This is a genomic window from uncultured Mailhella sp. (assembly GCF_944324575.1).
Taxonomy (GTDB): domain Bacteria; phylum Desulfobacterota; class Desulfovibrionia; order Desulfovibrionales; family Desulfovibrionaceae; genus Mailhella.
In genome coordinates this window covers 1-24,611 of the sequence record NZ_CALUWV010000035.1, presented here as the reverse complement: position 1 = coordinate 24,611, position 24,611 = coordinate 1, and the positions used below count along the sequence as shown (strand labels likewise).

The 24,611-nt window shown below is 55.9% G+C and carries 23 protein-coding genes and 1 tRNA gene; 12 read left to right on the top strand and 12 right to left on the bottom strand.

Going from position 1 to position 24,611, the window contains the following annotated elements:
* Positions 1-87: 87 nt before the first annotated feature.
* Genes Q0J81_RS06040 through Q0J81_RS06030 form a run of 3 tightly spaced genes read right to left on the bottom strand, consistent with a single transcriptional unit; the run spans position 88 to position 1,605 of the window.
* On the bottom strand, positions 88-561 hold the full coding sequence (locus Q0J81_RS06040) for a hypothetical protein (protein WP_294446578.1): 474 nt from the start codon (positions 559-561) through the stop codon (positions 88-90).
* Between the two features lie 41 nt (positions 562-602).
* On the bottom strand, positions 603-1,007 hold the full coding sequence (locus tag Q0J81_RS06035) for a hypothetical protein (RefSeq protein ID WP_294446577.1): 405 nt from the start codon (positions 1,005-1,007) through the stop codon (positions 603-605).
* A 4-nt stretch (positions 1,008-1,011) separates the two neighbouring features.
* On the bottom strand, positions 1,012-1,605 hold the full coding sequence (locus Q0J81_RS06030) for a hypothetical protein (protein WP_294446576.1): 594 nt from the start codon (positions 1,603-1,605) through the stop codon (positions 1,012-1,014).
* 800 nt (positions 1,606-2,405) lie between these two features.
* Between Q0J81_RS06030 and ruvA the strand changes: the two genes are divergently transcribed.
* From ruvA to Q0J81_RS06010, 4 genes are all read left to right on the top strand, one after another.
* Complete coding sequence (gene ruvA / locus Q0J81_RS06025; protein WP_294446575.1) at positions 2,406-3,011, top strand: Holliday junction branch migration protein RuvA; 606 nt, start codon at positions 2,406-2,408, stop codon at positions 3,009-3,011.
* A 24-nt stretch (positions 3,012-3,035) separates the two neighbouring features.
* Positions 3,036-4,022 carry a Holliday junction branch migration DNA helicase RuvB gene (gene ruvB, locus Q0J81_RS06020; protein ID WP_294446579.1) on the top strand — a complete coding sequence of 329 codons (987 nt, stop codon included), beginning with the start codon at positions 3,036-3,038 and terminating at the stop codon, positions 4,020-4,022.
* 99 nt (positions 4,023-4,121) lie between these two features.
* Complete coding sequence (gene thyX, locus Q0J81_RS06015) at positions 4,122-4,853, top strand: FAD-dependent thymidylate synthase (RefSeq protein WP_294446574.1); 732 nt, start codon at positions 4,122-4,124, stop codon at positions 4,851-4,853.
* Between the two features lie 986 nt (positions 4,854-5,839).
* Positions 5,840-6,259, top strand: a complete 420-nt coding sequence (locus Q0J81_RS06010) for a MucR family transcriptional regulator (RefSeq protein ID WP_294446573.1) — start codon at positions 5,840-5,842, stop codon at positions 6,257-6,259.
* A 581-nt stretch (positions 6,260-6,840) separates the two neighbouring features.
* On the opposite strand, the gene Q0J81_RS06005 is transcribed toward Q0J81_RS06010, so the two are convergent.
* From Q0J81_RS06005 to Q0J81_RS05995, 3 genes are read right to left on the bottom strand one after another with little or no spacing between them, the layout of a single operon-like run.
* Positions 6,841-7,347, bottom strand: coding sequence for a hypothetical protein (locus tag Q0J81_RS06005; protein ID WP_294446572.1), 507 nt, complete (start codon positions 7,345-7,347; stop codon positions 6,841-6,843).
* A gap of 50 nt (positions 7,348-7,397) precedes the next feature.
* The gene (locus tag Q0J81_RS06000; protein ID WP_294446571.1) at positions 7,398-10,427 is read right to left on the bottom strand and encodes an Rne/Rng family ribonuclease; all 3,030 of its coding nucleotides are present in this window, start codon (positions 10,425-10,427) and stop codon (positions 7,398-7,400) included.
* Between the two features lie 27 nt (positions 10,428-10,454).
* Positions 10,455-11,231: a metallophosphoesterase gene (locus Q0J81_RS05995; protein WP_294446570.1), complete on the bottom strand. Its 777-nt coding sequence runs from the start codon at positions 11,229-11,231 to the stop codon at positions 10,455-10,457.
* A 207-nt stretch (positions 11,232-11,438) separates the two neighbouring features.
* Here Q0J81_RS05995 and Q0J81_RS05990 point away from each other — a divergent pair, with 207 nt between their 5' ends.
* The 5 genes from Q0J81_RS05990 (at position 11,439) to Q0J81_RS05970 (ending at position 16,725) form a co-directional block, all read left to right on the top strand.
* Positions 11,439-12,038 (top strand): 5-formyltetrahydrofolate cyclo-ligase, encoded by a 600-nt coding sequence (locus Q0J81_RS05990; protein ID WP_294446569.1) that lies wholly within the window; start codon positions 11,439-11,441, stop codon positions 12,036-12,038.
* Positions 12,029-12,760 carry a polyphenol oxidase family protein gene (locus tag Q0J81_RS05985; RefSeq protein ID WP_294446568.1) on the top strand — a complete coding sequence of 244 codons (732 nt, stop codon included), beginning with the start codon at positions 12,029-12,031 and terminating at the stop codon, positions 12,758-12,760. Before Q0J81_RS05990 ends, Q0J81_RS05985 begins: the two co-directional genes overlap by 10 nt.
* 411 nt (positions 12,761-13,171) lie before the next feature.
* Positions 13,172-14,566 (top strand): outer membrane protein transport protein, encoded by a 1,395-nt coding sequence (locus Q0J81_RS05980; RefSeq protein WP_294446567.1) that lies wholly within the window; start codon positions 13,172-13,174, stop codon positions 14,564-14,566.
* A gap of 224 nt (positions 14,567-14,790) precedes the next feature.
* Positions 14,791-15,519: a dihydrofolate reductase family protein gene (locus Q0J81_RS05975; protein ID WP_294446566.1), complete on the top strand. Its 729-nt coding sequence runs from the start codon at positions 14,791-14,793 to the stop codon at positions 15,517-15,519.
* A 279-nt stretch (positions 15,520-15,798) separates the two neighbouring features.
* A complete protein-coding gene (locus Q0J81_RS05970) occupies positions 15,799-16,725 on the top strand; it encodes a lysine exporter LysO family protein (RefSeq protein ID WP_294446565.1) in 927 nt (308 codons plus the stop codon).
* Positions 16,726-16,882: 157 nt separating this feature from the next.
* Here the strand turns inward: Q0J81_RS05970 and nifS are convergent, their stop codons facing one another.
* The 3 genes from nifS to Q0J81_RS05955 form a co-directional block, all read right to left on the bottom strand.
* On the bottom strand, positions 16,883-18,061 hold the full coding sequence (gene nifS / locus Q0J81_RS05965; protein WP_294446563.1) for a cysteine desulfurase NifS: 1,179 nt from the start codon (positions 18,059-18,061) through the stop codon (positions 16,883-16,885).
* 1 nt (position 18,062) lies between these two features.
* Entirely contained in the window at positions 18,063-18,899 is an 837-nt protein-coding gene (gene nifU / locus Q0J81_RS05960) for a Fe-S cluster assembly protein NifU (protein ID WP_294446562.1), read from the bottom strand.
* 263 nt (positions 18,900-19,162) lie between these two features.
* Positions 19,163-19,714, bottom strand: coding sequence for a hypothetical protein (locus Q0J81_RS05955; protein ID WP_294446560.1), 552 nt, complete (start codon positions 19,712-19,714; stop codon positions 19,163-19,165).
* 359 nt (positions 19,715-20,073) lie between these two features.
* On the opposite strand from Q0J81_RS05955, the gene Q0J81_RS05950 reads away from it, so the two are divergent.
* The 3 genes from Q0J81_RS05950 (at position 20,074) to Q0J81_RS05940 (ending at position 22,522) form a co-directional block, all read left to right on the top strand.
* Positions 20,074-20,667, top strand: a complete 594-nt coding sequence (locus tag Q0J81_RS05950; RefSeq protein ID WP_294446559.1) for an IMP cyclohydrolase — start codon at positions 20,074-20,076, stop codon at positions 20,665-20,667.
* A gap of 188 nt (positions 20,668-20,855) precedes the next feature.
* The gene (gene hflX / locus Q0J81_RS05945) at positions 20,856-22,427 is read left to right on the top strand and encodes a GTPase HflX (RefSeq protein ID WP_294446556.1); all 1,572 of its coding nucleotides are present in this window, start codon (positions 20,856-20,858) and stop codon (positions 22,425-22,427) included.
* An 18-nt stretch (positions 22,428-22,445) separates the two neighbouring features.
* Positions 22,446-22,522 (top strand) — tRNA-Glu (locus Q0J81_RS05940).
* 63 nt (positions 22,523-22,585) lie between these two features.
* Here the strand turns inward: Q0J81_RS05940 and Q0J81_RS12325 are convergent.
* The 3 genes from Q0J81_RS12325 to Q0J81_RS12315 all read right to left on the bottom strand — a co-directional run bounded on the left by Q0J81_RS12325 (position 22,586) and on the right by Q0J81_RS12315 (position 24,238).
* Positions 22,586-22,987, bottom strand: a complete 402-nt coding sequence (locus tag Q0J81_RS12325; protein WP_366937520.1) for a tyrosine-type recombinase/integrase — start codon at positions 22,985-22,987, stop codon at positions 22,586-22,588.
* Between the two features lie 506 nt (positions 22,988-23,493).
* A complete protein-coding gene (locus Q0J81_RS12320; RefSeq protein WP_366937518.1) occupies positions 23,494-23,865 on the bottom strand; it encodes a hypothetical protein in 372 nt (123 codons plus the stop codon).
* 46 nt (positions 23,866-23,911) lie between these two features.
* Positions 23,912-24,238, bottom strand: a complete 327-nt coding sequence (locus tag Q0J81_RS12315) for a LuxR C-terminal-related transcriptional regulator (RefSeq protein ID WP_366937519.1) — start codon at positions 24,236-24,238, stop codon at positions 23,912-23,914.
* Between the last annotated feature and the right edge of the window lie 373 nt (positions 24,239-24,611).

Sequence of the window (24,611 nt, the reverse complement as noted above, 5' to 3'; positions counted from 1 at the left end):
CCGATGCCAAGGTTATCTTTAGAGAGGCTCCTTTTGAGGAGCCTTTCGTCGTTTAAGGGCCGCATCGTCACGCGGCCTTTTTTATATTTAATTTTTCTGTCTCGAGGTTTTGGTCGAAAGCGAGGAAGATAAATCCTTTTCAAGCAGGCTGAGCAGCATGCGTTTTTTGGCAGGTTCTCGGGTGCGTTCAAAGAGTTTCAGAAAAAAGGCCATGGAAGGGGAGCTGGATGAAGCTGGTCTCGGCGCGTCGGCAAAACGCCTGCACACGCCGTCCAGTTCTCTCCGGCATTCCTGAGGGATGTGGTTGAAATAGAGAGTTTCAAACGTCAGTTTGTCCCCTTCATAGAGCTTTGCAACCGCATCATAGAATGTGGCGACTCCCTGGACGTTGCAGGATCGCGTTACCATGTCGCGCACGGTAGGCTCCTCGATGCCGAACGTTTCAGCCGTATGCAAAAAGGCAACGATGCCTGCATCATGGCTTGAAATATTTTTCCCGGCAATGTGCAGAATGGTCGTGAGAAGATATGTGAACTGACGTGTGCGTTCCGGTGTCAGCATGAGTGCATTCCTTGTTTTTTGTTGAAAGTGAGGAGGATGATTTATCGCGTGTTACATGAGGACAGACTTTGCAGAAGCCGTCGCAGAAACAGGAGATCCTCCACTTCAACGATGAGAGGAAGACTGCCTGGCTTGAAACTGTTCAACAGTCTGTTGGCCGCAACCGGCATTTTTCCTATAAAGATGAAATCAATGGCCAGATCATGGCCATACGGCTGTGAGGGGCGAATGCGGCGTGCTCCTGTTATCTGCAGGAGAGACGGGGCGTATTCCTGCGGCATCTTGCGGCTCGGGCGATAAATACCTGCGGCATAGACTGAGTTTTTATGCAGCAGCGTCTGCATATGGGGAACGATGTTGCCTTCATAGTAGGAGCTGAAGGTTGCCGTTCCTGTTTTTTCCCATATCTGCGGATAGTTTTCGTCAAGCGTAGTGAGAATGAACATGGCTTTACCGGGAGCTCGACAGATTTAAAGCGGCGTGCTGTTTTTTTATGAATTCTTGAAGTACAAGGTCGAATTCGTACAGTTTTTCTATGGATCCAAGAAATTCGTTGCATTTGGCGAATTCTGGATCTTCTAGGGGAAGAAGATTTTTTCTTGCCGCCTCATATTCCGGCTGCTCATAGATTTCCAGCATTTTGTCTCGCATTTCCATGAGTTTTCGGGCGCTTTCCAGACGCAGGGCCGTCAGTTCCTGCAGCGTTTTTTCCATATGGCGGCAATAATCTTTCAGAGCTGCATGCAGCACCTGATTTCTTGTACAGTCGAAGCGTTCCGCGAGGTTTTCAAAGATCTGTTTGGATTTCATGCTTATGCCGTAGCTTTTTCTCGAGCAGGGGTCATTCGGCAGAAGGATGATATGTGCCTTGTTCAGATTGAAATGCGCGTCGGCATGGTGTGCGATTTCGTCGAGAATGCTTCGTATGCTCATCGACAGATACTGAGACAAGAGTTCAAGTCTTTCATAGTCGGATGCAGGAAGGGCGAAGGTGGTTTTCGTGCGATAGTCGGATACTGGCTGGCATTTGCAGGTCATGGACATAAAGGCTCCTCGTTGGAGAGATTTGCCATGATCCTATCATAAAAGAAGAGACTTGTTTCATGGGGAACGCAAAGCCTGCATGGATTCACCTGGAAGACTATTGAATTTTTTTTCGAAAAAATTTTTGATGTGCCGATTTTAGCTTGTTTTGCGATGCATCGCGTGCCGCGATGCCCTCACCTGTTATTTATTTCTTGTCCGCTGTAATGTTTTGTTTTTATGAGATTGTGCACCGTGCAGAATGTGGGGGCGGAGCTCTTCTTCAAAGAGAAGAGTTTCGGACGGACGAAGCGTAACGTCGACCTTCTGGGGAGACAGGAAATAGTCATGGTAAGAATCGTCAAAGAGGGCTCTGTCCTTTATGTTTTCGCCGGATATTTTCTTTAGTCAGATATGTTTTGTCTGACGCAGAGGATGGAGACTTTTTTCGTTTTACGGCGTTGCCTTCTTTCCTTCGGAACAGAGGAAGTTGTTGAACGAGACAAAATATCAGAAAATTTTCGCAGGGCGTGTTCAGTCCCTTTTCATTTTCTTTGCCTCTGGCATGAAGGATAAAACAGAGGCAAAAAGACCTGTCTTGCGTTTTCGCCTATAATAACGTACGCTATCTTTTTATATAAACACTAGATATTTCGCGTTGTTACCAGACGTAAACAGAAAAGTCCGGCGGCCTTGCAGACAATATGAAGGTCAGAAGTCCGGGAAAATCCTGACTTCTGCTTCTCCTGTGCAGAATACGCGGCTTCTGCGCGTTCATGCGGCAAGGGGAGCGCGATTTCGGAAAGGCAACGGGAGGTTGTATGCTTGCCTATATGGAAGGGCGGGTGCTGGAGCGCACCGAGAACAGCTGCGTGCTGGTGACGGTCGGCGGCACAGGCTACGAGATTTTTCTGCCGGAGCACGCGCTGGCTCAGCTTCCGGCACAGGGCGGCACGGCTTCTTTTTACACGAGCTTCATCGTGCGGGAGGACGCGCAGGAGCTGTTCGGTTTTCCTTCCTGGGACGAGCGTCAGACCTTCAACCTGCTGACCGGCATCAACCGTGTCGGCGCACGCACGGCGCTGGCCATTCTTTCCCGCTTCCGTCCTGACGATCTGCGCCGCATTGTGGCCGAGGATGATGCTGCAGCCCTTACGCAGGTTTCCGGCATCGGCAAGAAGACGGCGCAACAGATTTTTCTGGAACTCAAGTACAAGCTCAAGGGCGAATCTTCCGTTTCTCTGGTCGCCGCCGTGGCTGGAAGACCTTCCGTTTATCGTGACGCGCTTACGGGGCTTGCCAATCTGGGCTATGATGAAGACACGGCCGGACAGGTGCTCAGAAAAGTTCTGGAGAACGAACCTGAACTTGACGTGGGCGAAGCCCTGCGCGCCGCGCTGAAGGCGCTGGCCAGAGGAAAAAAATAAATGGCTGAATTCGTACCCAAGAGCATGGTGCAGGATTGCGCCGATGAAAATATCCGTCCGCAGCGTCTGGAAGACTTCATAGGTCAGGAGGAGCTGCGCGCCAATCTCCGCGTGTATCTGAACGCGGCGAAGGAGCGCGGCCAGTCCATGGATCATGTGCTTTTCTACGGCAATCCCGGTCTTGGCAAGACTACGCTTGCCCGCATCATGGCCGCTGAACTCGGCGTCAACCTTGTCACCACCTCCGGCCCGGTGCTGGAGCGTAGCGGCGACCTGGCCGCCATTCTGACGAATCTTTCCCGGCACGACATTCTTTTTGTGGATGAAATCCATCGTATGCCCATCAGCGTGGAAGAAGTGCTGTATCCGGCCATGGAAGACTTCACGCTGGATCTCATCATAGGTCAGGGCCCGGCCGCACGCACCGTGAAGCTAGACATTGAGCCGTTCACTCTGGTGGGGGCCACGACAAGGCTCGGTCTTCTGTCTTCGCCGCTTCGCGACAGGTTCGGCATCATCAGCCGTCTGGAATTCTACTCTCCGGAAGAACTTTCCCGTGTGGTGCAGCGTTCGGCGCGCATTCTCGGCGTGCAGGTCACGGAAGAAGGAGCTCTCGAAATAGGACGTCGTTCCCGCGGAACGCCCCGTATTGCCAACCGTCTGCTTCGTCGTGTGCGCGACTTTGCGGCTGTGTATGGCAAGGGCGTTGTGGACGGAACGCAGGCGAGAGCGGCGCTTGAGCGTCTTGATGTGGATGAGGCTGGCCTGGACGAGATGGACCGCAAGATTCTGACCGTGCTCATTGATCATTTCAACGGCGGTCCCGTGGGCGTGAAAACGCTGGCCGTGGCCTGCTCCGAGGAAATTCGCACCATAGAGGACATTTATGAGCCGTATCTCATTCAGTGCGGATTCCTGAACCGTACGCCTCGCGGTCGGGTGGCCACACCCAAGGCGTACAAGCATCTCAATCGCCTGTACGGCGGAACCATGCAGGGCAGTCTTATCTAGGCTTCCTGAACTCGTCGTCGCTGTCCATGAACATCATGATGTACCGTGTGCCTTTTCAGGTACGCGTCGTTCGCCGTGTCCGGCGGACAGGAGGAGAACATGTCCGAAGTCAAAGCCCGCGTGGAGCTTCTGGCTCATACGCCGGAGCCGCTTTCCCTCATTTATGCCGCCTTTCGTCAGTGCTATCACGCCGGAGACGTGGCGGATATGTGGCCGCGTCTCCTTGCCGGCGACATCACGCGCGAAAAGCAGGCCGCCTTTGTGGAAGGCATCATGGCCTCAGGACACGCCAGCCCCATTGAACACGTAAGCTTTACCTTTGCCGTTTCCGGCGTGTCGCGCGCGCTTACGCATCAGCTCGTCAGACATCGCATTGCAAGCTATTCGCAGCAAAGTCAGCGCTATGTGGACGCTTCCGACATGAACTACGTCATGCCGCCAGCCATTGCCGCCAATGCCAGGGCAAAGGCCCGTTTTCTGAGCTTCATGGAAGAAGTGGGCAGCGCGTACCGGGACCTCAAGGAAATATTGGAAGAAGACGGTCGTGGTGCCTCTTCCTGTGAAGACGCCCGTTTTGTGCTCCCGCAGGCCGCAGCATCCAGCATTGTGGTTACCATGAACTGCCGTACGCTGCTCAATTTCTTTGAACACCGCTGCTGCACCCGGGCACAGTGGGAAATACGCGGCGTGGCGCGCACCATGCTCGGATTGTGCCGGGAAGTTCTGCCGGAAGTCTTCCGCCATGCGGGGGCGCGGTGTGAGAGGCTCGGATACTGTCCGGAAGGAGAAAAGTTTACCTGCGGTCGTTATCCGCTTCCCGACCGTCGTTGAAGGCGGGAACACGTGCTATCTCGAAGGGAAGGCGTGAGCCTTCCTTTTTTTTGAGAAAAAAGCGACCAGAAGAAGCGTGCTTTCTGGAAAAAGCTCTGTGGCGGGTGCAGACACAGAATTTTTTGTTTTCGTTGAAGTATGGGAGACGCTGCCCCACACGGTGTAAGATGCTTTTGCAGAACTCCATGCGTCCACAGAGGACAATCGGATTTCCCGGCGTTTTGCCGGTGCTCGCTGGGGTCGGGGCATGCTTTCCTTACGGATTTGCCCTGTGCTCTGTGTATGTCGGGCAGTCTTGAGATGCTTGAGAGGGAACACGTTTTATATGAGTAATGCCCGTTATGCCGCTTGAAAGGCGTTTTCCGCATTGTTTGCAAAGCTTGCAATGAAGGAGTCGGGTACGAGTGAAACAGCGCGGAAACGGAATGCTGAGAGGCTTGATGCCGATGAAATGCAACCGGTCTTTTACTCCTTATGAAGTGCAGGACGATGAAATCTGCAATCTGTCGCCGGGGCAGGCGTCACATAGGGCGTCAATGTTCCGGGCAATGTCTGAGGCATATGGTCGAAAGGATGTCTTCTGCGCCGGAGTCGTTCTGGTATTTCGATGACATTTTAACATTGAATATAGTTCTTGAGCATTACATATTTCTTTACCGTGCAGCCAGAATGGCGAGCATTGATTGTCGGAACAAAGGTGATGGATATGCCGGGCAGGGCATGCGTAGCACTCCATTGCATGAGAGAATATTTCTGTCGGAAGAGCCGCTTATCTGAAATCGTCATGGCGTTTTCTTTTCCTGTTTGTTTTTCTGGACAAGACTCGGCGAGACTAGGTTACGCGTGGTCGAATTTCATTGCGGCACTAGGATAAAATGTGTGTTTGGTCTTTTATTTTTTTTAGTGTTCTTTTTTCTTTCATGCATTTGACAGAATTCTGAATTGTGTTTACATCTGATATATTATTTTCTTACAAGGAGGTCCCTATGGAAGATTATCTCAAACATGCCATAGAACTGGTCAAGGCACAGGCTTCCGTCCGTGTCATGTCCGAAGATGAAATGGCGGAAATGATTTCCTCTCTGTCCAGCAAGCTGAAGAAGCTGGATTGCTGTGAAGAAACCGAGGAAGCCTGCCCTGCTGCCGAGGCTCCTGCCATTGATCCCAAGCGTTCCATCAAGGAAAAGAGCATTGTCTGCCTTGAATGCGGCAAGACGTTCAAGGTCATTACCAAGAAACATCTTATCCTCCATGGGCTTGATGCCGCCTCCTATCGTGCGAAATGGGGATTCAAGAAAGGCACGCCTCTCACCTGCAAGGAACTGCAGCGCGCCCGTCGTCAGAAGATGAAGGACATGAAGCTCTGGGAAAAGCGCGCCATGGCTCGTGAAGCGGCGGCGAAGTAGGGCAGCGGCCCCATGCATTCTTTTCATCATTCCTCTCATGGGAAGGCCGGCTTCGGAAGAAGCCGGCCTTCCTTGAGGAACAGAGGAACAGATGATGATGGAACTTTGGCATCGCGCAGGAGCTCAGGCGCTTTGAGGTGCGTCAGCACGGAAGTCCCCCCCTCTACGTTCCGACGGAAGAGAAGGTCCTCAAGTCCTGCGTTTTGCGGGAAAGAATATTTTGTCCGTCATGGGCACAGAGCGCCTGTGCTGTCGCAGAGGAGAGCGGTTATCTGACCGCTCTTGTTTTTTTGAGACATCTGGGCGGCACACAGCGCCGGGAATGAAAATTTCGGAACGGCGGAGCGCATCTGCCGCAAGGTTTTTTTGATGAAGCTGCCCCGGGAGCCTGTGGGAAAGGCTGGAACGTGCGGATTGCCAGGGGCTGCCTTGTCATTTCCTGTCTGTGGTTGCTGCCAGACATGAAAAGAGCGGAGCCTTTTGGATAAGCTCCGCTTTTTTTTGGTAAAGGCGTTTTTTGAGGGCGTACAGGCGTCTTCTCGTCAGGAGAAACTTTTCGGGACGACGCCGGGAAGGGGCTGTCATGCCTGCTTCAGCAGATCCGCAGCCTTGTCGAGCAGAAAGGAAAGAGCCGAGGCCAGCGCACGCAGAATGTCCGCCGCCACTTCTTTAAGCACGGGCAGACTGGCAATGGCCCCTTCTTTTGCGGCATGGGCCAGTGACTGCGCCGCGTCTGCCGAGCGTTCCATCAGCGTTTTTCTCGGAAAAAGATCGGGCGCAATGGCGTGTCCTGCCTGATTGACGGCCTCGGTCGCTTGGTCTCCGAGAGCGCGTCCTATGGTTTCCAGTTTGTCGAAAAGTTCGTCGAGTTCTTCTGACGTGAGCCCCACGCGTCTGTTGCGTTCGATGACGGGCTGTATTTCTTTTTCAAAAATGACGGAAGGGAGCTTTCCTTCCAGATTCCTCAGCGGTGCGTCATTTACCTCGCGGGAGGCGGAGGGGGACATGGGAATTTCCTTCTGCTGTTTTTGATAGACATAGAGACAGCAGAGGACGAGCGTGACGACGATAAGCAGTTTTTTCAGCATGGAGCATCCTGAAAGAAAGGCCCCGTCTCGCTGGAGACGGGGCCTTCATGTTACTTCAGCCGGATTTCTATGTGTACCCCGTATTTTTCCTCAAGCGCGGCTATGCGGTCGCGTTTGCGGTTGAGCAGGTACAGGGCGAGCTCCGTATCGCTTTCGTAGATGAAGGTGGAAGGTTCGGAAGACTTGTCGTTCTTCCTGTTTTTGCCGTTGTCGAGACTGCGGCAGAGCTTGCTCTGAAGATCGCGCAGCGCCTGCAGGGACTGCCATTCCATGTTGCGTCGAACTCCCGTACCGTGACAGTAGGGGCAGGGCTCGCAGGAAATGGAAATGGCCGAGGTTCCGGTACGCTGACGCACGAGCTCCAGCAGCCCGAAGGCGCTCATGTGGCCCACATCATGACGGGCGCGGTCCTTGCGCATGGCGTTTCTCAGGGTGCGCTCGACTTCGCGGCAATGGTTCTTGTCGCGCATTTCGATGAAGTCGATGACGACCTGTCCGCCGATGTCGCGAAGCCGAAGATGCCTGGCTATGGCTTCCGCGGCTTCCATGTTGGTACGGAAGACCATGGCCTCAAAGTTGGTTTTGCCCTGCGTCTTGCCGGAGTTGATGTCGATGGCCATGAGCGCTTCCGTCTGGTCGAAGACGAGGCGGCCGCCGGAAGGAAGCACCACTTCGCGACTTGTCACGGTTTCCAGCTGCTTGAGCAGGTTGAATCTTTCCCAGAGGCTCTGGCGCTGGTCCTTGTGCAGCTTGACGATCTCACCGGCTCTGTCGGGGAAGATGAGTCTGGCTATGTCTTCCACGCGGGCCTTGGTGGCTTCGTCGTCCGTCCATATCTCCACGATGTCCTCGGAGAGGTAATCACGGACGGAACGGGTGGCGAGGTCGGCTTCCTGATAGATGAGGGAAGGCGATTTTTCCGTAGGAGCCTTTTTCTGGATATCCTTCCAGAGCTTTTTCAGATACTGCAGATCCTGCTGAATGCTGGCCTTGCTGGCCCCTTCGCTGGCCGTGCGGATGATGACGCCCATGTTTTCGCCGGGCTGAATGCCGTTCAGCAGGTCCTTGAGACGTGCACGCTCTTCCGGATCTTCCACCTTTCGGGAAACACCGATCTGCTCCTGTCCGGGCGTGAGCACGAGAAAGCGTCCGGCAATGGAGATCCAGGTGGTGAGGAAGGCCCCCTTGGAACCGGAGGGCTCTTTGACCACCTGCACCAGAACTTCCTGTCCCACCTTCAGCACCTTTTGAATGGGGGGATACTTGGGGCCGTGCGAGGCGTCATGCGGCACAAGATAATACTCGGGATGCACTTCGTCGATCTGCAGGAAGCCGTTCTTGCCGTTGCCGAAGTTGACGAAGGCTGCCTGAAGGTTGGTGTCGATGTTGTTGATGACGCCCTTGTAGATATTGCCCCGGATTTTGACCTGATGGGCCATTTCCACAAAGTATTCGGTCACCTGTCCGTCTTCGGTAATGACGACTTCCACCTGCTCGTCGGGAACGACGCTCACATAGAGAACGCGGCGAGGATGCGCGGCTTCTTCGACTTCGGCCTTCTCGGTCTTCTTTTCATTGCGGACGGAGGGCGCACGTTCTTCCTTCTGCTTTTTGTTTTTGCGGTTCTGACGACCTTCTTTCTGAGAGGACGGCGCGGGCAGATCGATGCGGTTGCCGTTGACGGCGGCGTCGAGCGCGGCAAGATCCTCCTCGGCCATTTCGCCGGAAGAGAGGGGAAGCGCCACGGGCTGACCGGGCAGCGCAGGCTGCGGACCGTCATCTTCGGGAATGAACTCTTCCTCGCGGCGACCGAGTGCTACGCCGAGCACGCTGTCGTTGAGCATGGCGGCGTTGAAGTCGAAGTCTTCCGGAATGACGGGAACGGGCTGCGTATTGCGGCGGTTCTTGCGGTTGTTGCGGTTCTTGCGATTGCCGAAGGGAGAGTCGGACACCATGGCCTGAGGCTGATCATAGAATCCCTGAGGATAGGAGCCGGACAGGTAGGGAGATGCGTTGGACACAGGCTGTGCGTCCCGGTTTCTGCGGTTTCTGCGGGACCGGGAATGCGGACGGCCGTCTTCGGGAAATTCACCGGGATAGGGCAGAATGTTGGTCACGATGCCGTCGTCGAACCAGACCTGCTCGTTCTGTCTGTCTGAGGATTCTTCTGCAGCGTTGTTCCGGTTGCCGATGTTGTCGTCATCCGAAGCCTGTTCCGGCCCGGTGGGGGCAACGGGCAGCGTACGCTCGATGTCGGATGCGGAGCGGCGTTCATTATGTTTTTTTTCGGGGATGTCCGAAGCATCGTCCAGGGACAGAGGCTGCGAGCTCTCCATTTCTTCCGCAGTTACGGAAGAGGGGGGCAGCATGTCGTCGAGCACCAGGGCGGAGCCGAGATGGATGACGTTTTCTTCCCCGGCGTTCGTTTCGGTCTTTTCTCCGGCAGTCGCCGTCTCTTCCGTCACGTTCTTTTGGGAAGTGCGGCGTGTGCGGCGCTTTTTCCCCGCGGCAACAGGAGAGTTCTTGCTGCCTTCTTCGGCAGGGCGTTCCTGAGCGTTTTCGGCAGTGTCGTTTTCTTCGGGCTTGACCGCGCGTTTTCTGGTGCGACGAGCCCGTTTCGGAGCGTCGATGTCTTCGGAACCGGCGGAATCGCTCGTCACGGAAGAGGGGGGCAGCATGTCGTCGAGCACCAGGGCGGAGCCGAGATGGATGATGTTTTCCTTCTCGGCATCGTTCTGGGAGCTGTCCCTGTCGTTTGCCTGTGTTTCTTCAGAGGCGTTCTTCCGGGGCGTCCGGCGCGTGCGCGTTTTGCGCTGCGTGTCCTGCTGCGCGGCAGTTTCGTTTTCTCCGGCCTCAGTCGCCGCCTCGACCGTTTTTTTCGTTGTGCGTCGGCGGGGTTTCTTCGATTCTGCTTCTTCCTCAGCGACAGTATCCTGAGAGTCGGCCTTCTTGCGGGTGCGCCGGACGGTTTTCTTTTCTTCGGCAGGCGTGTCCGTGGCGGCGTTTTTTCTTGTGCGGCGGGGTTTTGTGGTCTTGATTTCTTCGGTGTTCTCTTCGTTAAGAACGGGATTCTGACTCATGGGATCCTCAAAAATGGTGATACGACATCAGCTTTCCAGCCGTCGCAGGGCGACTTTTATGCCTGAGCGTGCCAGCGTGAGCAGGGCATAGCCTCCGGCTGAAAAGGCGCCGGGATTGGCGACAATGGTGCGTCCTACGCGCTGTATTCCTGCTGATTCGTGGATGTGCCCGCAAAGGCAGACGGCGGGCTGATATTCCTCTATGAAATCCCGTATGGCGGTGGAACCGACATGGCGGCCGCCGTCGATACGGTCACAAACAGTATTGTACGGAGGATTGTGGGCTGCCAGTACCAGGTCGCGATAACTGCCGGCACGGCGGGCCAGATCCTCCAGCCATTCCGAAAAACGTGCCTCTGGGAACTCCGATGGCGTTCCAAAGGGACTGAACGTGGAGCCTCCCACCCCGAGAAGGGCGAGTTCCGGGCCCAGCTCCCGCACGCTGCGATGCAGGTTGATGCCGCGCTCCTCGAGCCAGTCGTTGACTTCGGCCCGATCCATGTTGCCTATCTGGGCAAGAATGACGGGATTGACGGACTGAAATGCCTCAATCACCGTGCGGGCAGCGGCGACGCCTCCCAGCGTGGTCAGATCGCCGGTAATGATGACCCCGGCCGCCTGTTCCAGTTCCGGTATATCCCTGACACGGCGGATGCAACCGTGGATGTCGCCGAGCACGATCCAGAGACGCCCGGATTCTGTCCGGTCTTCAGCGTCCGCAGAGTCGGCAAAGCGCGCAAGGCGCGTCGACAAAGAGCCGCAGCTCGGAATGTACGGAGCTGATTCCGGAACGGGGCTTGGCATTGTAGGGAAAATCCTTTTCCGCTGGAGCGGATGAAAATATCCGCAGAACGTTTCTGCTGCAGGGCAATATAGACTATTTTTTTTCGTTTGACAAAGGGGGAGAGGCGGGCAAATCTATGAAAATCCCCGGTGTGACGTTGCGGGCATGATTTTATCTGGCATATTAATATGTTGCGCTCTTCTCTGAGAGAGCGGAAGGGAGAGGCTATGGACATTGCCGACATGAACAAGAAGGAACTTCGTGCCTTTTTGAGAAAAAGACGCGGGGAACTTTCTTCCGGGGCGGCTGGCGCAGAACGCTCCTGCCGTATGCAGGAGAGACTTCTTGCAAGCCCGGCCTGGCGGAAAAGCCTCGCGGTGGCGCTTTATGTTTCCGTAAAGGGCGAGGCGGACACGTCTCTTCTGCTTCGCCATGCCTGGAGCGAGGGCAAGACGGTGTTTCTCCCGCGCTGTCGCAAGGCGGAGCCCGGAAACATGGACATGATTGCCTGCTCCGGACCGGAGGCGCTGGAAGTGTCGGACTTCGGCATTCCCGAGCCGGCATTGAATGCCGACTCTCGACTGCTTTCTCCGGAGGAACTGGCGGGAGGCGAAAAAACGCTCATCGTCGTGCCGGCACTGGCTTTCGACCGGGAAGGCTACAGGCTGGGATACGGCGGAGGCTACTACGACAGAATGCTTTCCGTCGCCCGCTGTGCAAGCGTCGGGCTGGCCTTTCATGACCTGCTGCTGGATCGGCTGCCCCACGATACGTGGGACAGACCGGTTGCGGCCATATATACAGAGGAGGAGCTTCTTTGTCTCTGACCATGCTTCCCTTTCAGTTTCCGGGCGTTCCCGGTGTAGGATGCGCGTTTTCCATGCGCGCTTTCGGCAGCGTTTCCCTTTCCCGCGGGGAGATGAGCGTTTCTGCGGCAAGACGCGCGGCGCTTCCTGCGCTGCTCGGCGTGCAGGCATTTGCCGAGGTGCATCAGGTGCACGGCGTGCGCACGATTTTTGAACCTGAGGCGCAGAATCCCGGGGACACTCCTTTGGAGCAGGCCGACGGCATGGCTACGTCCCGTCCGAACATGGCGCTCATGATCAAGACGGCGGACTGTCAGCCCATTCTGATAGCCCACGAATCCGGCCGTTATGTCATGGCCGTGCATTCCGGATGGCGTGGCAACCGACAGGAGTATCCGCGCGTTGCCGTGGAGGAATTCTGCGAACACTACGGTCTTGAGCCTCGTGAGCTCTGGGCCGTGCGCGGTCCGAGTCTCGGGCCGGCAGCCTCGGAATTCGTGAACTTCGTCAATGAGTGGGGATCGGACTTTCTGCCGTGGTACGACAGGGAGCGCCATACCATGGATTTGTGGATGCTGGCCCGACATCAGCTCGAAACCGCAGGACTTGAGCCTGGCCGCATTCTCGGCATCGACCTCTGTACCTTCGACAACGCTCACCTGTTTTTCTCCTACAGGCATTTCAGACAGAAGGGCAGCGAGGACGGGCGGCAGGGAAGCTTCATCTGGATTCGATCTGTCTGATCCTGGCCGGCGAGGTGTGCAGGGTGTCGCCTCGCTGTTAAAAAATTTTTATGCGCGTCCCTTGTCGTCGGCTTTCGATGAACCTGACGCGCATTTTTTTGAGGGGGAAGCATTCGTTGGAAACTTCGGGAAAAAAGATCAGCTATTCAGGAAGTTGCGGGAATTTTGGGTAAGAGGGAGGAAAACGTCGAAAATATATTCTATCAGCTTTTTGATAAAATAACGATCAATCTACCATAAAATAACGGTTTATTTTTTTTACAAAGCAGTATACCCATAAGTCGACGTATTATTTTCCGATACCGGAAGAGAGGCCGGTTGCGGAGGGCCTTTTGCGTCCTTTGCGGGGAAAATGATGCTCTTTTCCGGCAAAAAGCCGGAACATCCCATTTCATCCCATCCGAGGACTTTATGAACGTATCTCTCAGAGTGATGCGCCGGGTCTCTTGTGCCGCGCGCAGTCAGGCCAGAATTGTCGCCGCTGCCCTGCTTTCCTTCGGGCTTGTGGCGGGTTCCGTTTCTCTTGCGAACGCCGAAGGCTTTGCCATTACCGAATGGAGTGCCCGAGGCATGGCTCTCGGCGGCGGCGCCGGCGGCGGTATGGTGGCCCGTGCCGACGATCCTTCGGCCATAGCCTACAACCCCGCCGGAATCACGCAGGTTCCCGGCACGGCTACGCAGCTGGGTATTGCCGTTTCTGCCCTGAACTTCGACATCAGCCGCGCTGATACCGGCAGAACGGTGTCTACCTCCAATCAGGTGTGGCCCATTCCTCATTTTTACGTGACGCATCAGCTTAACGACAACTGGTGGTTCGGCATAGGTGCCTTCACCCGCTACGGTCTCGGCTCTCAGTTCCCGGACAACTGGACGGCCCGTTCCGCCAATACTCCCGCCTCCATGCCCATGCTTGCCGGCGGCATAAAGTCCGTCACGCTGCTCTCAAGCACCATCAATCCCAACATCGCCTACAAGATCAACGACGTGTTCTCCGTGAGCGCGGGCGTGAGCTACACCTGGGGATATCTCAGCCTGAACGAGCAGTATAATCTGAACATGGGCGGCTACATGGGGCTCGGTGCAGGTCAGGCCGATGCGCGCATTCATTCTGAAAACGGCTATGCCTTCGGCTACAACTTCGGTCTGCACGCCCGCTTCAACGATCAGTGGAGCGCCGGTCTGACCTACCGTGCCAGCGAGGACATGACCTTCAAGGGGCAGACCCGTTTCCGCTTCTCCGGTGATCCCATGGTCGTGAACGGCATGATGAAGCCCGTCATGCAGACCTGCAATGCCGACGGCAAGCTTTCCATCCCCGACGTCATCACCCTCGGCGTCATGTATAAGCCCTTGTCCAACCTGAGCTTTGAAGGCGACGTGGCCTATACCGTGTGGAGCCGCTACCGCAACCTGACCATCAACATGCACAGTCCCGTCACGCCGCAGTTCTTCGAGCAGAAGAACTGGCGCGACACCTGGGCCTTTACCTTCGGCGTGGAATACGCCCCCCTCGACTGGCTGACCCTTCGCGCGGGCTTCACCTACGAGACTTCCCCCCTCCAGGACACCAACTGCTACGACTATCTCGTGCCTTCCAACGGTCGCAACTATTATACACTCGGCGCGGGCTTCAAGTATGAGAACTGGACGCTCGATCTTGCCTACATGTATATCGACGTGCGCGACATCAATTACAGCAACAGAAGCAGCGTGCAGGGCACCACGCCCATCATTGCCACCTATGAGGGCAAGGCTCACAACAGCTACGCCCACAACTTCGGCGTGACGCTGGGCTACCGCTTCTAAGCCTGTCCCGACTCGACATCGTGAAGGCTCCCCTTTGTCGGGGGAGCCTTTTTTCATGTCGTTCCTCCTCTGGCCTTTTTTGTTCTTTCCGGTAGAATGACGCCTCGTCGGCGGAACGCCTGTTTCGTCGGAACAATGTTGCACCATGGCCGTACAGGGGATTTTTTCCATGGGCAATCCTTTCCCCCGGCGTTGAGCTTCCGGGGATACCGTGGAGGAATCCTATGATGGACAATACGAAACTTCAGGACAGGCCTTATGTCGTCTGCCATATGTCCGTCTCTCTGGACGGCATGGTGACGGGTGATTTTCTGCGTCTGCCGCAGTGCGAAGCGGCGACGAAGGCGTATTACCGCATCCATAAAGAATACGGCGCGAGCGCCTTTGCCTGTGGACGCGTTACCATGGAAGAAAGCTTTACGTCGGGCTGGCATCCCGATCTGTCCCGCTTTGCCGGGATAGTCATACCCCCCATGGATCATGTAGCCGACGAAAACGCCTCCTTCTTTGCCGTGTCCTTCGACCGTCACGGAAGTCTGGGGTGGAAGTCTTCGCACATAGAGGACGAAGATCCGGGCTACAACGGCGCGCACGTCGTGGAAGTTCTGTGCGAGAGTGCTCCTCAGCCCTGCCTGGCCTATCTTCATGACAGGGGCGTGTCCTGCGTGTTTGCAGGCAAGGACGACCTGGACATGGCGCTTGCGTTGCGCAAGTTGCGGGAAATATTCGGAATACGCAGGCTCCTTCTGGAAGGGGGAAGCGTGCTCAACGGGGCGTTTCTTCGTGCGGATCTCGTCGATGAACTGAGTCTTGTCGTCATGCCCGTCACAGCCGCAGACGGAGACAGGAGTCTGTTTGACAGCGGCGTGATGAGACAGTTTCAACTTGAAGATGTTCAGCGTCTTGAGGGAGGCGTGGTCTGGATGCGATATCGCCGCATCCGCGAGAAGTAGCCGCACCGTGAGCGGCATGGCGGCCGCTCGATGCAGCCGTCAGCTCCCTTGAGAATGCACGGAAAACCAGGTTTTTTGCGGGGAAAAGTCCTGTTCGTCGATGTATTGCGGCGGACTTTTGCTTTCGGTGAATGACGTTGCGCTTCATCATGGGCGCAGTTTTTTGCAGGCGTCGGCATCGGCGCGCAGCTCGGCGTCGTTCCTTTTTCAGGCAACAGGCGGGAATATCCGCATAACTAGAGGTCGGAGAGTTCCGACAACATATCGTCGAGGGCTGGAATGCTTCTGGAAATGGGACTTATTGCGGGTGGAATTCCCGCAGGATGGGGGTTGCGCCGCAACGCCGTCATAGTGACACGGGTGAACGAGGCTCTTACCTGGACCGTACGCATCATGCTCTTTCTGCTCGGGCTGGCGCTCGGCCTTGACGACGCGCTGCTCGGACAGCTCAAAAGTCTCGGACTGTACGCCGTACTTATCAGTTCCTTTTCCGTGATGGGCTGTTTTGTGGCGGCAGGACTTCTCGGGCAATACGTCTTTACGGAATATGCGCCTGGGAAGGGCGGTGCGGCTGCGGGACAGCGGAGCGGAAGTCGGGGCTCCTTTGTGGCCCTGGCCTTTTTTGTGTCCGGCGTGCTCATCGGCATGCTGCGCGTTCTGCCTGTGGGAAGTTTCGCGGGCGAGGCTGCGGTATGGGTACTTTATCTTCTTCTCGTGCTTGCAGGCATGACCGTGGGCTTCGATCTGAAGGCTCTCGGCATCATTCGGGAGCTTCGATACCGTATTCTCCTCATTCCGCTCGGCGTGGTGGTAGGGACGCTCTGCGGCAGTGCGCTGGCCTGGCTCGTGCTTTCCTGGTTTTCCACGCTTTCGCTTCCGGAAGCTCTGGCCGTGGGTGCGGGATTTGGCTACTACAGCCTGTCCACGGTCATCATCACAAGTCTGGGGGATCCTGCGCTCGGCTCCGTGGCGCTTCTTTCCAACATGATCCATGAGGCTCTGGCGCTGCTGCTTCCTCCGCTCATCGTACGCATTACGGGTCGCCTCGGTCCCGTGCTTGCGGGCGGCGCGGCCGCCATGGACACCTGTCTGCCTGTCATTGCGCAGGTGAGCGGGGAGCGCTGCGCCATACTGGCGCTGTTTTCCGGCATGTGTCTTACGCTGCTTGTGCCTGTCATTGTGCCGCTGCTCATGGCGCTGCGTTGAGTTTTGCCCGAAGACGTTTTGCTTGGCGTGGCGGGCTTTTGCAGGAGCGTGCAAGAGGCTGCGGCGCAATGGCGTTTTGGGGAATGCATCATGAAAAAAAGGCCGTTCTTTCAAGAACGGCCTTTTTTTCATGATGCGCGGCCCTTGCGGGCTGCGACTACTTCTTCAGAAAGCTTGCAAAGGGAGAAATGGCGCGCAGATTGCTCACGATGTCGGGCATCACTTCAATGACGCGGTCGATTTCTTCCTGCGTGTTGTAGCGGCTCAGGCTGAAGCGCACGGAGCCGTGGGCATAGTTGAACGGAACGCCCATGGCGCGCAGCACGTGGGAAGGTTCGAGACTGCCGGAGGTGCAGGCGGAACCGGAGCTGGCGCAGATGCCGTACTGATCGAGCTGGAGCAGAAGAGCCTCGCCTTCCACGCCTTCAAAGGAGATGTTCAGCGTGTTGGGCAGACGGTGCTCCTGATCGCCGTTGACCTTGCAGTGAGGAATGGTGGCAAGCAGACCTGCCTGCAGACGGTCGCGCAGGGCGGAAACCTGCGTGCGTTCCTTGTTCATGTTGTCAGCGGCGAGTTCGCAGGCCTTGCCGAGACCGAGGATGTACGGCACGTTTTCCGTACCGGCGCGACGGCCGCGTTCCTGATGACCTCCCTTGAGATAGGGACGGAAGCGCGTGCCGCGCCGCACGTACAGCGCACCGATACCCTTGGGAGCATGGAGCTTATGGCCGGAAAGGGCCAGATAGTCGATGGGCAGTTTCTTGAGGTCGATGACTTCCTTGCCCACGGCCTGCACGGCGTCCACATGAAGCTGCACGCCGTGAGCCTTCACGATTCTGGCCACGTCCTCGATGGGGAAGATGGTGCCGGTTTCGTTGTTGGTGTACATCATGGACACGAGCGCCGTATCGGGACGAATGGCGCGATCAAGCTCTTCAAGATTGAGGCGGCCCTTGTCGTCCACGCCGAGCCAGGTCACTTCGTAGCCCTTGTCCTCAAGATAATGACCGTAGGCAAGAACGGCGGAGTGTTCCACCTTGGTGGTGATGACGTGCCGCTTTTCCGGCTGGGTTTCCGTGGCGGAGTACCAGGCGGAGTTGTCGGACTCGGATCCGCAGGAGGTGAAAATGATTTCTTCCGGGTCGGCGTTGAGAATGCCGGCTACCTGTGCACGGGCCTTCTGGATGTAGTGACCCATCTGTCCGCCGAAGGTATGCATGCTGGAAGCGTTGCCGTAAAGCGGGCCGAAGGCGGGCATCATGGCTTCCACCACTTCGGGCGCAACCCTCGTGGTGGCGTTGTTGTCAAGATAGATCACATCAGTAACGTCGGCCATGTCATGCCTCCACAACATTAATGGCGGGATCCACCTGCTCGCGCAGAGTCTTTTCCACCAGATTCTTCAGCGTCAGCTGGCTGGCGCTGCAACCGGAACAGGCACCGCGCAGAGCCACGATGACATTGGCTCCGTCCACGTCGACGAGTTCGATGGTTCCGCCGTCGAGAGCGAGACGGGGCGCGATGTCTTCATTGATGATGGTCATGACCTTCTGCATGCGCTGAACGTTGGTCATGCGGGGAACGGGACGGATTTCCTGAAGAGGCTTTTCCATGGCGTGCAGCTTGTCGAGAATGGACTGGATGTCGTCCTTGCAGCTGCCGCAGGCGCCGCCGGCCTTGATGAAGTCGGTCACTTCCTCAACGGTGGTGAGGTTGTTTTCCCTGGCGACCTTGATGATCTGAAGATCGGTCACGCCGAAGCACTTGCACACCAGACGACCTTCTTCCGCCTGGGACTTGGAGGGAAGTCCTTTCCAGTGGCGAATGGCATCTTCCAGAGCCTCTTCGCCCATGACGGAACAGTGCATCTTTTCCTTGGGAAGACCGCCGAGATAGTCGGCGATTTCCTTGTTCGTCAGCTTGGCGGCCTCGTCCATATGCTTGCCCTTGATGAGCTCGGTAAGAGCGGAGCTGGAGGCAATGGCGCTGGCGCAGCCGAAGGTCTGAAATTTGGCGTCTTCAATGATGCCTTGATCGTTGACCTTCAGCATAAGCTTGAGAGCATCGCCACAGGCCAGGCTTCCCGCCTCGCCGATGACGTTGGCGTCTTCGAGCACGCCCGCGTTGCGGGGATGCAGGAAGTGGTCACGGACAGTCTCGGTATATTCCCACATGGTTATACTCCTGATATGCGAAGTCGGCTTCGACATGAGCCCTTCGCGTTTTCTTCAACTGTTTTCGCAGCAAGATTAATCACTTTCCGGGCAATGTCCAGAATCGCCGTGACAAGTTCTGAAAATCTCTGGCACGTTGTTCGTGCAAGGCTGCCGTGTGCCGACGTTGTTCTGCGCAGCAGACGCCGTTTTCCTGACACGGCAGTATGATCCGTGAAGAAAGGCGGTCTTACACCGTCGGTCGTCCGCACGTGCTGTTCCTGTCAGTGGGGCGCATTTTCGATGTCAAAGGGCTTTTGCAGGCTGAACCAGAACAGAAAGGCCCGGTTCCATTCTCCAAAGGTGGGAATGGTTTCGTCCCGGGGCGCGCCGGGAGGCAGCGCGTTGCCCTTGAGATCGAGCTCGTTGTTGGCCAGTTCCTGCACCCATCCGTGGAAGAAGTCGAGGGTTCGACGAAAGTTCTGATTCGAGGCCAGCGCATTCAACTGTTTTTCAAATTCGACGGATCCGGGGCGGATGCCCGTTTTTTCTCCGAGCCAGTTGAAGATGACGTCTCTTGAGCGTTCCATGGAGACGGTCTGCCCCTGCAGAACGTCGAGCATTTCGGCAAGTTCCGGCTCTTCGTCTCGGGAACGGGCGGCAGTTTCGGCGGGTACGATGAGAAGAGCGTCCAGAGACTCCACGGTCAGTTCCCGTTCCGGCGAGGACTGCATGGGGGCGTCGTCCGGTTCTCCGGCATCCTCCAGAAAGTAGAAACGCAGCCAGTGCTCATAGCGCATGGCCTTCAGAAAAAGATCGGCAAAGGACTCCGGCATGGTAGTTCTCCTTGGCATGAAGTTCCCGGAAAGGACACCGTTTTTTCCCAAGGGGAGGGCGCTTGTGTCAAGCGGAGACTTTTCCGGTTCTCTGCTGACGGAGGCTCCGGCATGTTTTGAGTCAGGACGAATGCGGACTTGTCATGGCGGGCCCTTTGCCCGGATCCAAAAAGGCGAGGCATCGCCTTTTTGGGGGAAGTCTGAACTTGTGCAGTATATGACCGCTGTACGGTAACGCCATTGCTCTGCCTTCGAAGCAGGGGCAGAGGGAATGCGGAAGCGGGAGGGCAGGCCTGTACTGCCCTTGCCATTTGCCTGCAGCTTTGGCACTATAACAAGACTTCACCAAGGGGGTTACGATGGATTTTCTTCCCATCAGACGCGCTCTTCTGAGCGTGACGCATAAGGACGGACTCGCGGAATTCGCCGCATTTCTCCATAAGAAGGGCGTCGAGCTGGTTTCCACCGGCGGCACCATGAAATTTTTGAAGGAACAGGGCCTTCCCGTGACTGCCGTGAGCGAAGTCACCGGATTTCCCGAAATTCTGAACGGTCGCGTGAAGACGCTGAATCCGCGCATCCATGGCGGCATTCTCGCCAACAAGGACGTGCCGGAACACATGAAGACGCTTGAGGAATTCGACATCAAGCCCTTTGATCTCGTGGTCGTGAACCTGTACGACTTCAAGTCCGCGCTGGAAAAGCATCTTGATCCAGCCGCCATGGTGGAGGAAATCGACATCGGCGGCCCCTGCCTGCTGCGTGCATCCTCCAAGAACTTCAACAGCATTCTTGTGCTCTCCGATCCTTCCTACTACGCCGAAGCCATGGAAGAGATTGAGAAGGGCGGCGTGAGCCTCGAATTCCGTCGTCGCATGGCAGCCGCAACCTTCCGCACCACCTCCAATTATGACGACATGATCGCCACCTGGATGGCCGGAGGCGTACAATAGCCGCCCGGGTTGAAGGCAATACCGCCGGTCTCAAGCCCAGTGAGCTCAAGGCTCTCAACAGGCTGGGACAGCGCCGCTACCCGCCGCAGGGGGGCTACAGCTCCGAGCAGGCGAGAGAGCTCGCGGCGCTGTCCCGACTTCTGTCTCGTCAGATAGGTCTTGCGCTGGACAGGCAGGGCCGGGTGAACATGGTCATCGTCGGGGACGCGTCCTCCATTCTCATCCCCGAACTTCCTCATGTGCGTACGGGCGCGGGGCGTTTGCGCGGTCTGCGTCTTCTGCATACGCATCTTGTCCCTGAAGGCCTTTCCCGTGAAGACCTCATGGACCTTCTTTTCCTGCGCCTTGATTCCGTGAGCGTGCTCACTGTGGACGACTGGGGGCAGCCCGGAATGTTCCAGAGCGCGCATCTCATGCCGCCCGCACCGGGGCAGGAGGATTCGGAATATCAGGTGGGTGACATGCTGCCGTGGGATCGTGTGGACACCGACTTCACGCAGCAGGCGGAAACGCTGGAGGAGGAGTTCGGCCGCGTCGTCGACGATGCCGTGAGCACTGGCGAGAAGGACGAGGGCGAGAGGGCCGTGCTGGTTTCCGTGTCGCTCGCACCCCGCGTCGTGCAGGAACGGCATCTTGCCGAGCTTGCCGAGCTCGCCCGTACCGCCGGCGTGAAGGTGACCGGCACCATGATTCAGCGCGTGGCCGCCATTCATCCGCGGCATATCCTCGGACGTACCAAGCTGGCAGAGCTTGAAGTGCTTGCCCTTCAGGGGCAGGCATCTCTCGTTATTTTCGACGGGGAGCTGAGTCCGGCGCAGCTCAACAGCCTTTCCGAGCTGACGGAACGCCGCGTCATGGACAGGACGCAGCTCATTCTCGACATTTTCGCCCGTCATGCCGTCACGAAGGCGGGCAAGCTGCAGGTGGAAATGGCACAGCTGCAGTATTCTCTTCCGCGTCTTGCCGGACGTCATCGTTCTCTGGATCGTCTTGCAGGCGGCATTTTCGGCAACAAGGGGCGGGGCGAGACCAAGCTGGAGCTGGAGCGCCGCCGCATCCGCGAACGCATCACGCGCATTCGTAAGGATCTTGAGGAACTCAGGCGGCAACGATTCCATACGCGGGCGCGCCGTGCGCGTCAGGGGCTGCCGCTGGCGGCGCTTGTGGGCTACACCAACGCCGGCAAGTCCACGCTGCTCAACGCGCTCACCCGGGCCGACGTTCTTGCCGAAAACAAGCTGTTCGCCACTCTGGATCCCACCACCCGCCGTCTGCGCTTCCCCAAGGAACGGGAACTCGTGCTGGCCGACACGGTGGGATTCATCCGCTCTCTGCCCAGGGAGCTTACCGAGGCCTTTCGCGCTACGCTGGAAGAGCTGGAGGCCGCCGATCTGCTTATTCATGTTGTTGACGCTTCGCATCCCGAGCGTGATCAGCAGATGGAGTCCGTGGAGCGCATCCTTGCGGAAATGGAGCTGCAGAGTGTGCCGCGCATCACGCTTCTGAACAAATGGGATGCCGTACCTGTAAGCGACAGAGTGTCCCTTCTTCTCGACCGGCCGGATGCCATTCCCGTTTCCGCTCTTACTGGCACAGGGCTGGAAAAGGCCACGGCTGCCGTCGAGAGACTCATGTTCGATGAAGGCGCGTGGCAGCGCCGTGATCCGCTGACCTGGGAAGAGTTTGAACGGCGTGGCAAGGTCAGAAAAAAACGCGTGGAAGAGGAAAAAACGCTTGACGATACCGAGCCTTTCCGATAAATAACACCAACACGGCACGTCCCCATCGTCTAGCCGGCCCAGGACAGCGGCCTTTCACGCCGTCGACAGGGGTTCAAATCCCCTTGGGGACGCCAAAAATTTCAATAGGCTACAGCAGCTCAGTTTTTGGGTTACAAAAATTGGGTTACAATTTTTCCTCAGGAGACCTTCTCTTGAGGAATTTTTGTTTTAAGCAGGTCTTCCACTACCTGCCCGATGCCGCTGCCTCCCAGAGCCGAAAGAATTTCGCTCTGGTCCGTGTACAGCCCCGCGCTCTTCGTATATCGGTCCGTGGTGGTCGCCCGATAATGTCCCATGAGAACCTGGGCGGCATTCAGACCTGAACTCACGAACGTGATGGCTGCACTCTTATGCCGGATGGCATGAAAACCGAAGGGCTTCACATGGGCCTTCCGGCAGAGACGCTCCATGAAGTGAATGCGCTGGGTGAACGGCTGCCCCAGAAACGTGTCGTTCTGAAGCTGCATGAACACATTGTCCACCTTGCAGGGGCGGGCATCCCGCCACCACTTGAGCGCCTTGACCAGTTCCGGGTGCATTCGGAGCCAGCGCACCCGTTCCATTCCCCGACTTGTTGTCGGTCAGTCTGATTTTTTCCTTCTGAAGGTCCACATCGCTCCACGTCAGCCGGAAAATTTCGCTTCTGCGTCCTCCCGTGAAGTACAGGGTTAGCAGCATGACCAGATCCTGCCCTTCCGCCTGCTGAAACACCTTGATGACATCACTTTCCGGTGGAACATAGCGCTCGCCGTGCTTTACGGGAAATGGCTTCACCTTCAGAAATGGTGGTGCCACCTGTGGGAATCCCTCAAAGAAGTCGGAACCCCAGTTCCATGCAGCCAGCAGATTCTTGCGGTACTTGTTGGCGACGTTCGCCCCGCGCTCATCCTTGATTCTGGAAAGAAACTCATAGGCTCTTGCCGAAGTGATTTCCGCGATGTCATGGATGCCCTTTTTGCCGCAGTAGGCGAAAAAGTCCTTCGTCACCAGCTTCTTTTCCACATAGGTCTGTCGGCTCATGGTTCGCTGAACATGGGTAAGGTAACTATCTCCCCACGCCATAAGCAGTTCTAATGCCGTGGGGATCGTCATCCCTTCCCGTGCGAGCTTTTTTTGCTCTTCCTCCCATTCTTTTGCGGCCCGCCATTCCGGGCCATGCTTTTTCCCTGCCGGGAACATTTTGCAGGCTATCTGCCTGCCGTTCACGATGACTCTCGCCATCCAACAATTTCCTTTGTCCGGTCTCAACGTCGGCATTGCTGAAATACTCCAACACCGTGCCCCATCGAAACCTCCAGCGGTATCCAATGCGCCTGCCGCCTAAGGCAAAGGCTACTTCTTTTACCGTTCTGGGGTCAAGGCGAAGAGCTTGGGCTACTTCTTTCAAGGTGAGAATTGTATCTACTGCATAAGGCATAATTTCTCCAGGAGAAAACATCGACTGATTATTCGTACATCCGAAGTTAGACCTTACACTGTGACCTGTATTTTGAAATAAGCTCTATTGTTGATTTGCAATTATTTTGTATAAGACATTTTTCAATGTGTCTTCGTACACCACTTACGCTAATGCCAAGATGACTTGCAATTTGTGCATAAGTTTTTCCATTCATAAAAAGATCTATAACTTCCTTTGATCTGTCAGATATTTTTAAATATGCTTGTTCATGTTTTTCTTGTATTATGAATAAAATTAAAAGCTCTCGTGTACTGTGTACATTATATAGCTTTCTTAAATTAGCAAGATGCCACCGTACTGTTCCACTCGATATATGTAATATATCTGCTATATCTTTTAGGACAGTTTCCTTCTGATAAAAGTCTTATAATTTCATGTTCAGAAAGGCTTAGTTCCCGCATAAGACTCTCCCATATTGCATGCTTTACTAGCAGATAAAGTTGTTTATTTACCGCTAGTAACATGGGAAAAAGTCTGCGAGTAGTGGCTTTTTGATAGGATTTTTTTAATCTTCTTGTATTCTGTTGAATTGTGGAATGTTTGAAAAAATATCTACAAGTCAGTTCATCATTCTGGAAAATTATGAATTTCAGTTAAGAGAATGTCCGGCATACACCTTGCTATACAAGTTTTCTCCAAAGGATACAGGCCAAAGCAAGGTAAAGTAGCCCCATAAAATTGACGAGGTAACAACAGTAGCGAGT